This is a genomic window from Ruegeria profundi, assembly GCF_001507545.1.
Lineage (GTDB): Bacteria > Pseudomonadota > Alphaproteobacteria > Rhodobacterales > Rhodobacteraceae > Ruegeria > Ruegeria profundi.
Genome location: NZ_LQBP01000004.1, coordinates 109,982 through 123,197, shown reverse-complemented (window position 1 = coordinate 123,197; position 13,216 = coordinate 109,982). Strand labels below are relative to the sequence as shown.

Sequence of the window (13,216 nt, the reverse complement as noted above, 5' to 3'; positions counted from 1 at the left end):
AAAAAACGGAATTGATGTATTCTGGGTGTGTCGTATAGTGCCACGGACGAAACGGAGCCCCGCATGACGCCCATGGACGACCACCCGCTGCGCTATACCTTGGCCAATGAACTGCACGCCCGCCCTTTTCCGGTGGCCGAAACGCCGTGTACCGTGGTTTTTCTGGCGATCAAAAAGCCGGTAGCCGCAGTGGCCCGTGATCGCAGTGAGGACTTGACGCATCTGATCGACCTTTTGGACCGGCACGGTGCGCAGCATCCGCAGCCAAACGCCACTCATTTCGCGGGGCAGATCGGTCGCCACTGGCTCAAGTGGGAACAGCATACCGAATTCGTCACCTACACTGCGATTACGCAGAACGTCAGTGACCGCCCGTTCGACCCAGTGGATTTCGAGGTTTTTCCGAAAGACTGGCTGTCGACCTGTCCGGGTCAGCGGGTCACTTCGGTGATGCTGCGCGTGGTTGATCGCGAAGAGGATGACGCGGTCAAGACCGCCTTGGCCGATTGGTTCGAACCGGAAAGCCTCGCAGTGGCGCGAGTTTTGGACGACTCGGCCATATGTGCCAGCGATTTTCGGATAGATGCCACAGGGCATATGCGTTTTGCCCTTTTCGTTGCTGAAGGTACGGGGCGACGCAGGACGGGGCGGATCATCCAGCGCCTGTGCGAAATCGAGACATACAAGGCCATGTCGATGCTGGGCTTTGCGCGCGTCAAGCAGCTGTCGCCCCGCATCGGGGCCTTGGATGGCAAACTGACCGACCTGATGGGCCAGATGACCAACAATTCGGCCCATCCTGACGAGTTGCTTCCCGATTTGTTGGCAACTTCGATCGAGTTGGAGACCCTATCTGCCCAATGCTCTTTCCGATTTGGAGCTACGGGCGCGTATGAGGCGATTGTCAACCAACGGATCGAGGCGCTTAGGGAAGAGCGGTTTCACGGTGGTCAGAGTTTCGCTGATTTCATGATGCGCCGCTACGATCCTGCTATGCGAACGGTGAAATCGACCGAACGCCGATTGCAGGCTTTGTCCGATCGGGCGATCCGCGCGGGCGAATTGCTGCGGACGCGCGTGGATGTGGAACGCAGCGCACAGAACCAGGCCTTGCTGGAGAGCATGGACCGCCGTGCCGACCTGGCCTTGCGGTTGCAACACACGGTTGAGGGATTGTCGGTTGTGGCTGTCAGCTACTATGCCGTCTCGTTGGTCAGCTATCTGTTGTATCCCCTGACAAGCTCCGAGGTCAGCAAAGGTACCCTGACGGCAGCGGTAACGATCCCCGTGGTGTTGATCGTTTGGTTTGCGGTCCGGAAGATCCGCGGAAAGCTCAGGTAATCCGCGATTGCCAAAGTATCCTAAGCCTGTAAAACAGGACCGTTTGACGCGATCTTAAAGGATACTCCGTGATTGGAATCGCAGCTGCTTGGCGGGCCGTTGCCGCCATGTTCATCCTGAACGGTGCGCTGTTTGGCATCTGGGCGTCCCGCATTCCTGCAGTGCGGGATCATCTGGGCCTGACGCATGAGGCGTTGGGCTATGGATTGCTGTTCATGGCGGCCGGTGCGGTGTGTTCGTTTCCGGTGACGGGTCGCCTTACCGATCGGTTTGGGGCTGTATCCATAACGCGGGTTATCGCGGTGCTTTATACGCTGTCCCTGATTCTGCTGGCGTTGGCTGACAGCTTTTGGGCGTTGGCAGGTTTTCTGTTCGTGTTTGGGGCCTTTCACGGCTCGATGGACGTCGCCATGAATGCCTGGGCGGCCGAGGTTGAACACGCCTATGACAAACCTGTCATGTCCTCGTTTCACGCGATGTGGAGCTTGGGTGCTGGGCTGGGCGCGCTTAGCGGGTATGGCGCGGTGCAGGTGGGGCTGACGGTAATGCAGCACTTTCTGCTGATGGGTGGGATTGTTGTTGCTTTGACATTGGCACTGTCCAGGGTTCGGTGGACTTCACGCAAGGCCTCATCTTCGGGGGCTGCGGTGTTCGCGCTGCCGTCCGGCGCGTTGATCCTTGTGGGGTTCACCGCTCTGTGCGGCGCACTTGGAGAAGGGGCCGTCGCCGATTGGAGCGCGATATTCCTGCGCGACGTGACAGGCGCGGAAGAAAGCATTGCGGCATTGGGGTATGCGGTGTTCTCGGTGACCATGGTGGCCTTCCGACTGGCAGGCGGGTTCGTAATCTCTCGGTTTGGTCCCGTCGCGACTGCGCGGTTTGGCGGAGTGTGCGCGGCGATGGGTGTTTTCACAGTTGTTTCAACTGCCGAACCGGCGTTGGCGCTGATCGGGTTTGCCCTGATGGGGATCGGCTACGCCGTTATCATGCCGCTGGCGTTCAGCCGGGCCGCCAGCGATCTGAACGTGCCACCGGGACAGGCCATCGCCAGCGTGGCCACTCTGGCATATGGGGGTTTGCTAATCGGTCCACCGCTTATTGGGTTTCTTGCCGAAATGCTTACATTACGCTTGGCGTTCGCGGCCTTGTTGCCCTTGGCAGTTTTGATCGTCTTGCTGTCCGGCGCGCTTCGGCCAGCCCGCTTGGACTAAGGACACAAAGGCGCAATCGGGGTTACACTCCGACAAAAGAAGATGGGAGAGAACTATGCCAATCAAAAACCGTTTTGCCGAATTGCAGGGTCAGATCACTGAATGGCGGCGCGACATTCATGAGAACCCTGAAATTCTGTTCGAAACGCACCGCACCAGCGCCTTGGTTGCCGACAAGCTTAAGGAATTTGGCTGCGATGAGGTTGTGACCGGCATTGGCCGCACCGGGGTTGTTGGTGTGATCAAGGGCAAAACCGACACAGGCGGCAAGGTGATCGGGTTGCGTGCCGATATGGACGCCTTACCCATCCACGAGGAAACGGGGCTGGACTATGCCTCAAAAACCGATGGAGCCATGCATGCGTGTGGCCATGACGGCCATACGGCCATGTTGCTGGGCGCTACCAAATACCTGTCGGAAACCCGGAACTTTGACGGCACGGTCGTTGTGATTTTTCAGCCCGCTGAAGAGGGCGGCGGCGGCGGTCGTGAGATGTGCGAAGATGGCATGATGGACCGCTGGGGCATTCAGGAGGTTTACGGCATGCATAACTGGCCCGGTCGTCCGGTCGGCAGTTTCGCCATTCGTCCGGGCGCTTTCTTTGCGGCGACCGATCAGTTCGACATCACGTTTGAGGGCAAGGGCGGACACGCGGCCAAACCGCATGAGACGATAGACACCACAGTCATGGCCGCGCAGGCGGTTTTGGCGTTGCAGACGATCGCAGCGCGCAATGCTGACCCCGTGGATCAGGTTGTGGTATCGGTCACGTCGTTTGAAACCTCGTCCAAAGCGTTCAACGTGATCCCGCAGAAGGTCTACCTTAAGGGCACGGTCCGCACGATGAGCAAAGAGATGCGGGATCTGGCGGAAAAACGCATCGGCGAGATATGTCAGGGCGTTGCAGCGACATTCGGCGGGGCGGCTGAGGTGACATATTACCGGGGATATCCGGTGATGGTGAACAGCGACGAGCAAACCGATTTTGCAGCAGAAGTTGCGCGGTCAGTGTCCGGAAACTGTGATGAGGCGCCGTTGATCATGGGCGGCGAGGACTTTGCTTTTATGCTCGAAGAGCGACCAGGCGCCTACATTCTAGTTGGCAATGGCGACACGGCGGCAGTGCATCATCCCGAGTACAACTTCAACGATGAGGCTATTCCGGCCGGGTGTAGCTGGTGGGCCGAAATTGTCGAGCAACGGATGCCCGCGGCGTGAAGGTTAACGGCGGGGGTAAGCCCTGACAGCGATTTGCCGTCAGCCCGACGCAGTTGAATTCGGACTTGAGAGGCTAAGTTGGGTGCAGAGTGTTTCGACAACTGCATCCAGTGCCGTTTTTTGGGTCTTCACGCAAGTTTTTGCAGCGGCGCGTGCCTTATCCAGCGCGGTTTGGTCAGTAAGCCATGTTGCTACAGCCTCGGCCAGTTCGGCCGAGGACTGCACTTGCAGCGCGCCGCCTGATGCGATCAAAGGGGCGAATGTCTCAGCAAAGTTGTAATAGCCGGGCCCGGTGATCACCGCAGCACCGGCTTGCGCGGGTTCGAACGGGTTGTGGCCGCCAATCTCTTTTAGCGATCCCCCCAGAAACACGATGGGGCAAAGCGCGTACCACGTACCAGTTTCGCCAAGCGTGTCCGCCACGTACACCCGAGTTTCCTCTGAGATCTTGTCGCCCGCCGAGCGGATCGCAGATCTCTGTCCGGCTTGGTCCAGCAGCGCGGTAACTTCTGACCGGCGTTCAGGGTGGCGTGGGATCAGCAGCAGCAACAAATCTGGCCACCGTCTCAGCAGTTCGGAATGGGCGGCCAGAACCGTTTCTTCCTCGCCCGCATGGGTCGAACTGGCGATCCAGACCGGGCGGTTCCCGATCTGCGCGCGGATGTCAGACAGCGTGTCCTGATCTACGGGCAGGGGGTCGGACATCGCCTTAAGATTCGTGCCCGGTTGAACGCGCTCAGGACGTGCGCCCATGTCTATCAGGTTTCGGGCCGTTTTCTCATTTTGGGTCAGGAACAGAAGGAAATGATCCAGAACGAACCGAGCCGTATCGGGGTGTTTTTTCCAGTTTTCGACGGATTTGTCCGAAAGGCGCGCGTTCAGCAGCGCCAAAGGAATATCCCGCCGGGCGCCTTCCACAACAAGGCGTGGCCAGATTTCACTTTCGACAAAAATACCTGTATCCGGGCGCCAATGATCCAGAAAACGCCGTACGGGACCCGCGGTGTCCAGCGGCGGGAATTGGTGGCGTGTGCGGGGCGGCATGCGTTTTTCGATCAGCGCGGCAGATGTAGGCGTGCCAGAGGTGATCAGGAACTCGGCCCCGGGCAAGCGCTCACCCAGCCGTTTGATCAAGCTGATGACCGAAAGGGTTTCACCAACGCTGGCTGCGTGAAACCAGACCAATACTCCCTCCGGGCGGGGAAGGCTGGCATGCCCCAAGCGTTCCTGTTGTCGGGTCTTGGGAACGTCCGCGGCTTGCAGCTTGTTGCGCACAGTGCGCCAGACAAGCGGAGCCGCAACGGAAGTCAGGCCACAATACAGGTGATAAAGTAGCGTAGGGCGGCCAGGAATGCCCGGCATTTCAGCCGCCTGTGTGGCTCATGTGGCGGCTCATCTTGCCGTCGACCGTTTGGCGGGAGTAGTCGAAATCGTGGCCCTTGGGTTTCAGGTTGATCGCCGCGCGGATCGCCTCTTCCAATGGCTGTTCAGTGTCGGGGTGATCGCGCAGGGGGGCGCGCAGGTCGGCCATGTCTTCCTGCCCGAGACACATATACAGCTCGCCCGTGCAGGTCAGCCGCACGCGGTTGCAGCTTTCACAGAAATTGTGGGACAGCGGCGTGATGAAACCGATCTTTTGGCCGGATTCTTCAAGCCGTACATAGCGCGCCGGCCCGCCGGAACGCTCGGCCAGATCAGTGACGGTATAGTGGTTTTCGTATTCCTTGCGCACGTCTTTGAGAGACCAATACTGATCCAGGCGATCTTCGTTGCCGATGTCGCCCATTGGCATGACCTCAATCCAGGTCAGGTCCATATCCCGTTCGGCGCACCATTTTGTGATCAAGGGCAGTTCCTCTTCGTTGAACCCCTTGAGGGCCACGGCGTTGATCTTGATCCGCAGTCCGGCCTTCTGCGCTGCGTCGATCCCGTTCAGCACCTGTTTCAGGCGACCCCAGCGGGTCACCTTGGCAAACTTGTCTTCGTCCAGCGTGTCCAGCGATACGTTCACACGGCGCACACCCGCCGCATACAGATCGTCGGCAAAACGATGCAGCTGTGAACCGTTGGTGGTCAGCGTCAGCTCTTTCAGCGCGCCGCTATCAAGATGGCGCGTCATGCTATTGAAAAACGACATGATATTGCGGCGCACAAGCGGTTCACCACCGGTGATGCGCAGCTTTTCAACCCCCATCTTCACAAAGGTCGAACACATGCGGTCCAACTCTTCCAGCGTAAGCAGGTCCTTCTTCGGCAAAAACTTCATGTCCTCGGACATGCAGTAGACACAGCGGAAATCGCATCGGTCCGTGACAGAGACGCGAAGATAAGTGATCGCACGTGCGAACGGGTCAATAAGCGGAGCAGTCATGCGATATAGGTAAAGGCGAGGGTCGCCAACGACAAGAGCGAAGTTTCCTTTGCGCTGGCACCGATGCGCGCGGAGAGATAAGCTGACTGCATGAAGTATGTACTAATCACTCTATGTGTTCTCGTGTGCGGGTGCGACACCGTTCGGTCAACGACAGACCGCGTCTTTGGTGGGGACCAAACCCCACCCGAGGCGGATGAGGTCGCGGTTGAAGAGGCCGTGGTGGAAGAACCCGTTGCGCCCGAGCCCGTTGCGGCCACAGCCGTTGGCTGGGTCGGGGCAAAGACGACCATCGCCGGGTTGGGTGATCCGACCACGCCGGGCCGGTGGCTAGAGACTCCTTTGGTTGACACCGAATTCACCGGGCGAGTCGTGGTCCCAAGAACCGGATCGCAGGCCTACATCACTCTGGTCCCTGCCAGAGGGCCAGAAAGCGGCGGCAGTCGGCTGTCCCTTGACGCGATGCGTGCCCTTTTGTTGCCCTTCGACGAATTGGTTGAACTTGAGGTCTATTCCAACTGATCTTTCAGGTATTTCCCGGCCTCGCGACGGGCAAAAGGTTTCATCGCGCTTCCGTGTTCGGCCAGAAAAGCAACCACTCTCGGTGCGTCGTGTTTTGACAACTCGCGCAGCCACCACGCGATGGCCTTTTGAATGAACCAATCGCGGTCGGGTACGTAACCTGCGGCCCACCCAAGGATGCGGTCGCGCCGAGCCAAGTCGTCGGGTTTGGGGTGGTTCTGCTTGGTCCAAGGCAGCGTGGCCACCAACGCCGCGCGTCGGGTCCACATATGGTCCGAGGTCGTCCAGAGTTCGACCTGATCCAACCGGGCCGGGTCGGCTGACAGGCGTTTTTGCAGCGCCATGCAGGCGTGATCCGCCACGGCCCAGGCATCGAAATCGGGTAGCCAGCTTTGCAATAGCGCCCAGACTGCCTCATCCGGGCGAATGCGCGCCTGTGTCAGCAGTTTCGCGGCGGCCAGCCTGCCCTCATGAATGTTGGTTTGCCACAGGGCGTCTGCCAATTCCACGCGCACGGGCACGTCCAGCTCCTTACGCCAAGCTTTTGTCAGGTCGTTCAGAACGGGATTTGCAACACCAAGGTAAGGGCGCTCGACCTTGTGATAGGCCGCCATTTGCACAGCGCGCTCTGGATCAGCCTGTGCCTTGATCTGGTCGAGGTAGGTATTCAGCATCCGTTGGTCATTTGGCCAAGCGCGTAGGCTTGCCATCTATCGTCTGTTGGTTCCTTTCCATCCAATAGGCGCGGATATCGTCATCGGACTTTGAATCAACCCATTTCTGCATGGTGTCGCGATCAGATTGATATTCCATGAACGGCACCGCGTAGCCACAGGAGGTTTGGACCAGATCGATCGTCAGATCATATATCTGGCGCGCGCTGCGATGACTGGGAAACAGATCAGCCATTTCATCCCAGCCCGCGTCTCCGACATGCAGCGTACGAGCTGTGCCGTAGGCCCGCAGGATCATGGGCCGCGTGGTGAAGGAGCACCACATCAGGGTCATGCGGTTGCTCTCCAGCAGATGCCCGGCTGTTTCATTGCCACTGCCGGTCAGGTTCATCCAAACGATGCGACCGGGTCCCAGAACGCGCAGGGACTCCATCCCCTTGGGCGAGATATTCACGCGCCCATCCGGAGCGGCGGTGCCAACGAAGAACATGTGCTGCTCTTCGATGAACTTGCTGTGGGCGTCGTGCAGTTCCGGGAATTGCTTGGCCATGGTTCACTCCACCGTAACTGATTTCGCCAGATTGCGGGGCTGGTCCACATCGGTGCCCTTGGCGATTGCCGTGTGATAGGCCAGCAGCTGCGCCGGAATCGAATAGAGGATCGGAGCCAGGCTAGGATGGATATGAGGCATTCGAATGGTGCTCCAGGTGCCATCCCCGGCTTCGGCAATGCCGTCATCATCTGAAACCAGAATGACTTTACCCTTGCGCGCCATGACCTCTTGCATGTTTGAGACGGACTTGTCGAACACCGCATCGCGCGGTGCCATCACAACCACCGGCATGTGCTTGTCGATCAGGGCGATGGGGCCGTGCTTAAGTTCGCCCGAAGCATAACCTTCGGCGTGGATATAGCTGATTTCCTTGAGTTTCAGCGCACCCTCCATCGCTAGCGGATACATCAGGCCGCGACCTAGGAACAGCACGTCGCGCGTCTCGGACAAGCGCTGGGCGGATTTCTTGATGGCGGGGTCCTGATCCAGCGCCGTGTTCAGCGCCGTTGGCAAGCCACGCAGCGCGGCGGCATGGTCGGCCAAATCCTCATCGCTCAACGTGCCCCGGTCAGCGGCTGCTTTCAAAGCCAACATCAGCAACACGCTGAGTTGGCAGGTGAAGGCCTTGGTTGACGCAACACCAATCTCGACCCCCGCATGAATTGGCAGGGCGATGTCGCTTTCCCGAGCGATTGAGCTTTCGGGGACGTTGATCACCGACACAATCTTGTCGGCCTTGCCCTCGCAATAGCGCAGCGCGGCCAGAGTATCAGCGGTTTCACCCGACTGGCTCACAAAAAGAGCCGCCGTTCGGTCGGGAATCGGAGGTTCGCGGTACCGGAATTCACTGGCGATATCGACCTCAACGGGCATTTTGGCCAGACGTTCGAACCAGTACTTCGCCGTAAGGCAGGCATAGAACGCTGTACCGCAGGCGACCATTGTAAGGCGGTCCAGCTTGGAGAAATCAAGATTGCCCGGAAGAACAACCTCGTCCCCGCCCGTGGGCAGGTAAGATCGGATAGCCTCGGCCACTACCACAGGTTGCTCAGTGATTTCCTTGGCCATGAAGTGTTTATGGCCCGCTTTGTCCGCGCGTGTCTGATCCAGCTTGATCTGGCGGGTTTTGCGGTTCGCCAGTTCACCGGCCTCGTTGCGGATTTCAAGCGAAGTGCGCGTTACCACCGCGCGGTCGCCTTCCTCAAGGTAAGTGATGCGGTCGGTTAACGGGGCCAGCGCAATGGCGTCCGATCCTACGAACATCTCACCCACCCCATGCCCGATCGCGAGGGGAGAGCCCTTGCGGGCCGCCACGATCAGGTCATCTTCACCGTTGAACAGAAAGGCCAAAGCAAACGCCCCTTTCAGTCGGTTGATGGTTTTGAACGCGGCATCAACCGGGGAAAGACCAGCGTCGAGGTAGTGCGCGGCCATCAGGGCGACTGTTTCGGTGTCCGTCTCGGTCACGAAATTCACGCCATTCTCGGCCAGTTCGGCGCGAAGCTCGCGGTAGTTTTCGACAATTCCGTTATGCACAACGGCCACTGGTCCGGCCTGATGCGGATGTGCGTTGGTCACGGAGGGTGCGCCGTGAGTGGCCCAGCGGGTATGACCGATGCCGGATTTTCCGGGCAGGGGATCATGCACCAACAAATCGCTGAGGTTGACCAGCTTGCCCACCGCACGGCGGCGCCCAAGAACGCCATCATTGACCGTTGCGATGCCCGCACTGTCATAGCCACGATATTCAAGCCGTTTCAAAGCCTCGACCAGAATGGGGGCGGCCTCGTGATCGCCCAATACACCTACGATTCCACACATGGATCAGGCTCCTTTGTCGCGGCGAGCCTTCTTCGCCTTTAGCATGTCAAACAATTTGCGCGCATAGCCGGGCTTGTTGTCCTGTTTGGCGCGGGCAACGGCCAGTGCGTCGGGCTCAACATCGCGGGTTACGACTGTGCCGGTTGCCGTCATTGCGCCATCGCCCACCGTTACAGGGGCCACAAGCATGGTGTTCGAGCCAACAAACACATTCTCACCAATAGTGGTGCGGTGCTTCATGACGCCATCATAATTGCAGGTAATCGTGCCCGCGCCGATATTTGTGGCAGCGCCTATCGATGCGTCGCCTATATAGCTGAGGTGATTGACCTTGGCGCCTTCGGCAATCTCAGCGTTTTTGATTTCCACGAAATTGCCGATGCGTGTGTTTTCGGCCAGTTCAGAACCGGGGCGCAGGCGTGCGTACGGGCCTACAATCGCACCGCGGCTGACGTGACACCCCTCTAGGTGCGAAAACGCCCGGATTGTCGCGCCACTTTCCACAGTGACGCCGGGGCCGAAGACCACGTTTGGTTCGATTACTGTGTCGCGGCCGATGACGGTATCTGCCGCCAGGTAGACGGTATCAGGGGCCATCAGGGTAACACCGACGTCCAACAGGTCAGCACGCGCCCGAGCCTGGAATTCAGCATCCGCAGCAGCAAGGTCCGCGCGAGAGTCCACGCCCAGCGTTTCGGATTCAGCACACTTGATCGCGGTGGCGCTCAGACCGCGTGCATTGGCGAGGGAGACGATCTCAGTCAGGTAGTACTCGCCCGAGGCATTTTCGTTGCTGACCTGGTCGATCAGCTCGAACAAAAGCGCGGCGTCGCAGGCCAACAGGCCACTGTTGGTAAACCGAATAGCGCGCTGTTCTTCGGTGGCGTCTTTGTATTCGACGATCTTCACCAACCGATCACCGTCCATGATCAAGCGACCGTACCGGGGTTGAACCTCGGCAATGTCAAAACCCAGCATCACCAAGTCATGCGAGGCGCGGGCGTCAATCATTCGGCGCAGGGTGTCCGGTTCGACAAACGGCGTATCGCCGTACAAGACGATCACGTCACCGTCGAACCCTGCAAGTGCTTCGCGCGCCTGCGCGACCGCATGAGCGGTGCCAAGCTGTTCCGTCTGACGCACAACGATTGCGCTTTCATCTTCTGCCTTCGCGGTTTTTTCAACGGCTTCCGCCCCGTGGCCGGCCACGATAACGGTACGCGCCGGAGAAAGACTGGCCCCCGCGCGCATGGCGTGAACCAGCATCGGCGTTTGGGCTATGGGATGCAGAACCTTTGGAAGATCCGACTTCATCCTGGTGCCTTTTCCTGCGGCAAGGATGACAAGGGCAGTGCTCATGAAAACGATTTCTCTTTGTGTTTTGTTGGCGTCCGTTTTATCCGCTGAGGGTAAAGGCGCAAGCGGTTCAGCCATCAAACAAGATTACCGTTTGCAACACGATACGGCAAAAATCCACCGAGGCAGGAGGCAAAATGCGCACAGTTATCTTTGATTTGGACGGAACCTTGGCTGATACATCGGGCGATTTGCTGGCCGCCGCGAACCACTGTTTTCGTCAGATGGGGTATGGGGATGTTCTGAGCCGTGAGCAGGATGCGGCAGTCGCATTGCGGGGCGGGCGGATGATGCTGACCTATGGGCTGAAACGGGTCGGCGCCTATGATGAGGACACTGTTAATACCTATTATCCAGCATTGCTGCAGGCTTATTCACAGGCCATCGACACCCACACACATTTCTATCCCGGTGCGCTGGAAGCGGTTGAGATGCTGAAATCTGCGGGTTATGGCGTGGGTATCTGCACCAACAAGCCAGAGGCGCTTGCAGACCAGTTACTGACCCAGATGGGGGTGCGTGATCAGTTCGCCTCGCTTGTGGGGGCCGATACGCTGTCAGTTCGCAAACCTGATCCGGAACCGCTGCGCGAGGCTGCGCGTCGGGCGGGCGGACATCCGGATTGGTGCGTGCTGATCGGCGACTCGGATACCGACAGAAACACGGCGCGGGCGGCGGGTGTGCCGTCGGTCCTGGTGACGTTTGGCCCATCCGGCGACGATATGGCCGCACTGGAGCCCGAAGCCCTGTTGCATCATTTCGACGATCTGCCTGACCTCGTCACCGGTCTGATCGGTGCGGCGGCTTGATCCCTTGACCCAGACACCCGGCGGCACCACAACGTGCTTATGACCGAGACATTCACTGGCAGCTTCACCCAGCAGGAACCCATCCCCGAAGAGGCGATCGAGGCCGCGATGGCCGTGCTGCGTCACGGACGATTGCACCGTTACAATATTGTACCCGGTGAATTGGGCGAGACCGCGCTTCTGGAACAGGAATTTGCGGCCCAGATGGGGGCAAAATACTGCTTGGCTGTGTCGTCCGGGGGCTATGCTTTGGCGACCGCGTTGCGGGCCGTTGGGGTCAAGCCGGGTGATCCGGTTCTGACCAACGCCTTCACGCTCGCCCCGGTGCCCGGGTCGATTGCTTCGGTCGGGGCCAAGCCGATCTTTGTGGGCGTGACCGAAAACCTCACCATTGATCTGGATGATCTTGAGGCAAAGCTGCATCAGGCGCGTGTGCTGATGCTGAGCCATATGCGCGGCCACGTGTGTGATATGGATCGGCTGATGCAGATGTGCGATGCCGCAGGCGTCACGGTGATCGAGGATTGCGCCCACACAATGGGTGCCGCATGGCGCGGCCAGATGTCGGGGCGTCAGGGTGCAATCGGGTGCTATTCCTGCCAAACCTATAAGCATGTCAATTCCGGCGAGGGTGGTCTGCTGATCACCGATGACGAAGAGATTGCGGCCAAGGCTACGATGCTGTCAGGCTCTTACATGCTGTACGAGCGCCATTTGGCCGCGCCCGGCCCCGAGGTTTTTGAGAGAATAAAATACACCACCCCAAACGTCTCTGGCCGCATGGACAACCTGCGCGCCGCGATCCTGCGCCCGCAATTGCGCGATCTGGACCGACAGGTGCGGCGCTGGAATGAACGCTATCACGAGATTGAGGTCGGCCTTCGAAACACACCCGGCCTGACCATAGTTGAGCGCCCACCGCAAGAGACCTATGTCGGCTCGTCCATCCAGTTCCTGCTGCTTGATTGGTCGCCCGAACGTATAGCCGAGGTCATCCGGCGCTGCGCGGCCCGAGGGGTTGAGTTGAAGTGGTTCGGTGGGGCCGAGCCGACGGGTTTTACCTCGCGCTATGACAGTTGGCGCTATGCGGATAGTGAGCCGCTTCCGGCCAGTGACCGCATCCTCGCCGGTGTCATGGATATGCGCGTGCCTCTTACCTTTTCACTGGATGATTGCCGCCTGATCGCGCGCATCATCCGAGCCGAGGTCGGCGCGGTCTATCAGTCTTGATCCAATTGAGTGCGCTTTCAGCGCACGCTCAGTTTTTTGCAGCCGCCCTTTTTGGGCGGTTGTCTGCGTTTTTTGATCGGCGCGTTGCAGAGGATCGTTGACCCGGCTT

At 59.1% G+C, this 13,216-nt stretch carries 12 protein-coding genes; 6 read left to right on the top strand and 6 right to left on the bottom strand.

Annotated elements, in window-relative coordinates; all coding sequences use genetic code 11:
• The first annotated feature begins 63 nt into the window (after positions 1 to 63).
• The 3 genes from AVO44_RS08920 (at position 64) to AVO44_RS08910 (ending at position 3,771) form a co-directional block, all read left to right on the top strand.
• Positions 64 to 1,341 carry a DUF3422 family protein gene (locus AVO44_RS08920; RefSeq protein ID WP_068335599.1) on the top strand — a complete coding sequence of 426 codons (1,278 nt, stop codon included), beginning with the start codon at positions 64 to 66 and terminating at the stop codon, positions 1,339 to 1,341.
• 68 nt (positions 1,342 to 1,409) lie between these two features.
• Entirely contained in the window at positions 1,410 to 2,552 is a 1,143-nt protein-coding gene (locus AVO44_RS08915; protein ID WP_068335597.1) for an MFS transporter, read from the top strand.
• A gap of 55 nt (positions 2,553 to 2,607) precedes the next feature.
• The gene (locus AVO44_RS08910; protein ID WP_068335595.1) at positions 2,608 to 3,771 is read left to right on the top strand and encodes a M20 aminoacylase family protein; all 1,164 of its coding nucleotides are present in this window, start codon (positions 2,608 to 2,610) and stop codon (positions 3,769 to 3,771) included.
• A gap of 39 nt (positions 3,772 to 3,810) precedes the next feature.
• Here AVO44_RS08910 and AVO44_RS08905 read toward each other — a convergent pair whose 3' ends face one another.
• Together AVO44_RS08905 and moaA are read right to left on the bottom strand one after the other, a co-directional pair.
• On the bottom strand, positions 3,811 to 5,133 hold the full coding sequence (locus AVO44_RS08905) for a 3-deoxy-D-manno-octulosonic acid transferase (RefSeq protein WP_068335592.1): 1,323 nt from the start codon (positions 5,131 to 5,133) through the stop codon (positions 3,811 to 3,813).
• 1 nt (position 5,134) lies between these two features.
• Entirely contained in the window at positions 5,135 to 6,142 is a 1,008-nt protein-coding gene (moaA, locus tag AVO44_RS08900) for a GTP 3',8-cyclase MoaA (RefSeq protein ID WP_068335589.1), read from the bottom strand.
• 90 nt (positions 6,143 to 6,232) lie between these two features.
• Between moaA and AVO44_RS08895 the strand changes: the two genes are divergently transcribed.
• Entirely contained in the window at positions 6,233 to 6,664 is a 432-nt protein-coding gene (locus AVO44_RS08895) for a hypothetical protein (RefSeq protein ID WP_068335586.1), read from the top strand.
• Here AVO44_RS08895 and AVO44_RS08890 read toward each other — a convergent pair.
• The 4 genes from AVO44_RS08890 to glmU are packed head-to-tail and all read right to left on the bottom strand — an operon-like array spanning position 6,652 to position 11,071.
• Positions 6,652 to 7,338: a DNA alkylation repair protein gene (locus AVO44_RS08890; protein ID WP_068335583.1), complete on the bottom strand. Its 687-nt coding sequence runs from the start codon at positions 7,336 to 7,338 to the stop codon at positions 6,652 to 6,654. The two genes, AVO44_RS08895 and AVO44_RS08890, sit on opposite strands and share 13 nt — an antisense overlap.
• 7 nt (positions 7,339 to 7,345) lie before the next feature.
• Positions 7,346 to 7,888 carry a pyridoxamine 5'-phosphate oxidase family protein gene (locus tag AVO44_RS08885; protein WP_068335580.1) on the bottom strand — a complete coding sequence of 181 codons (543 nt, stop codon included), beginning with the start codon at positions 7,886 to 7,888 and terminating at the stop codon, positions 7,346 to 7,348.
• A gap of 3 nt (positions 7,889 to 7,891) precedes the next feature.
• Positions 7,892 to 9,712 carry a glutamine--fructose-6-phosphate transaminase (isomerizing) gene (glmS, locus tag AVO44_RS08880; RefSeq protein ID WP_068335578.1) on the bottom strand — a complete coding sequence of 607 codons (1,821 nt, stop codon included), beginning with the start codon at positions 9,710 to 9,712 and terminating at the stop codon, positions 7,892 to 7,894.
• Between the two features lie 3 nt (positions 9,713 to 9,715).
• Positions 9,716 to 11,071 (bottom strand): bifunctional UDP-N-acetylglucosamine diphosphorylase/glucosamine-1-phosphate N-acetyltransferase GlmU, encoded by a 1,356-nt coding sequence (gene glmU / locus AVO44_RS08875; protein WP_068336341.1) that lies wholly within the window; start codon positions 11,069 to 11,071, stop codon positions 9,716 to 9,718.
• Between the two features lie 134 nt (positions 11,072 to 11,205).
• Between glmU and AVO44_RS08870 the strand changes: the two genes are divergently transcribed.
• A complete protein-coding gene (locus tag AVO44_RS08870; protein ID WP_068335575.1) occupies positions 11,206 to 11,877 on the top strand; it encodes an HAD-IA family hydrolase in 672 nt (223 codons plus the stop codon).
• Between the two features lie 39 nt (positions 11,878 to 11,916).
• A complete protein-coding gene (locus AVO44_RS08865; RefSeq protein WP_068335573.1) occupies positions 11,917 to 13,107 on the top strand; it encodes a DegT/DnrJ/EryC1/StrS family aminotransferase in 1,191 nt (396 codons plus the stop codon).
• Positions 13,108 to 13,216 lie beyond the last annotated feature (109 nt).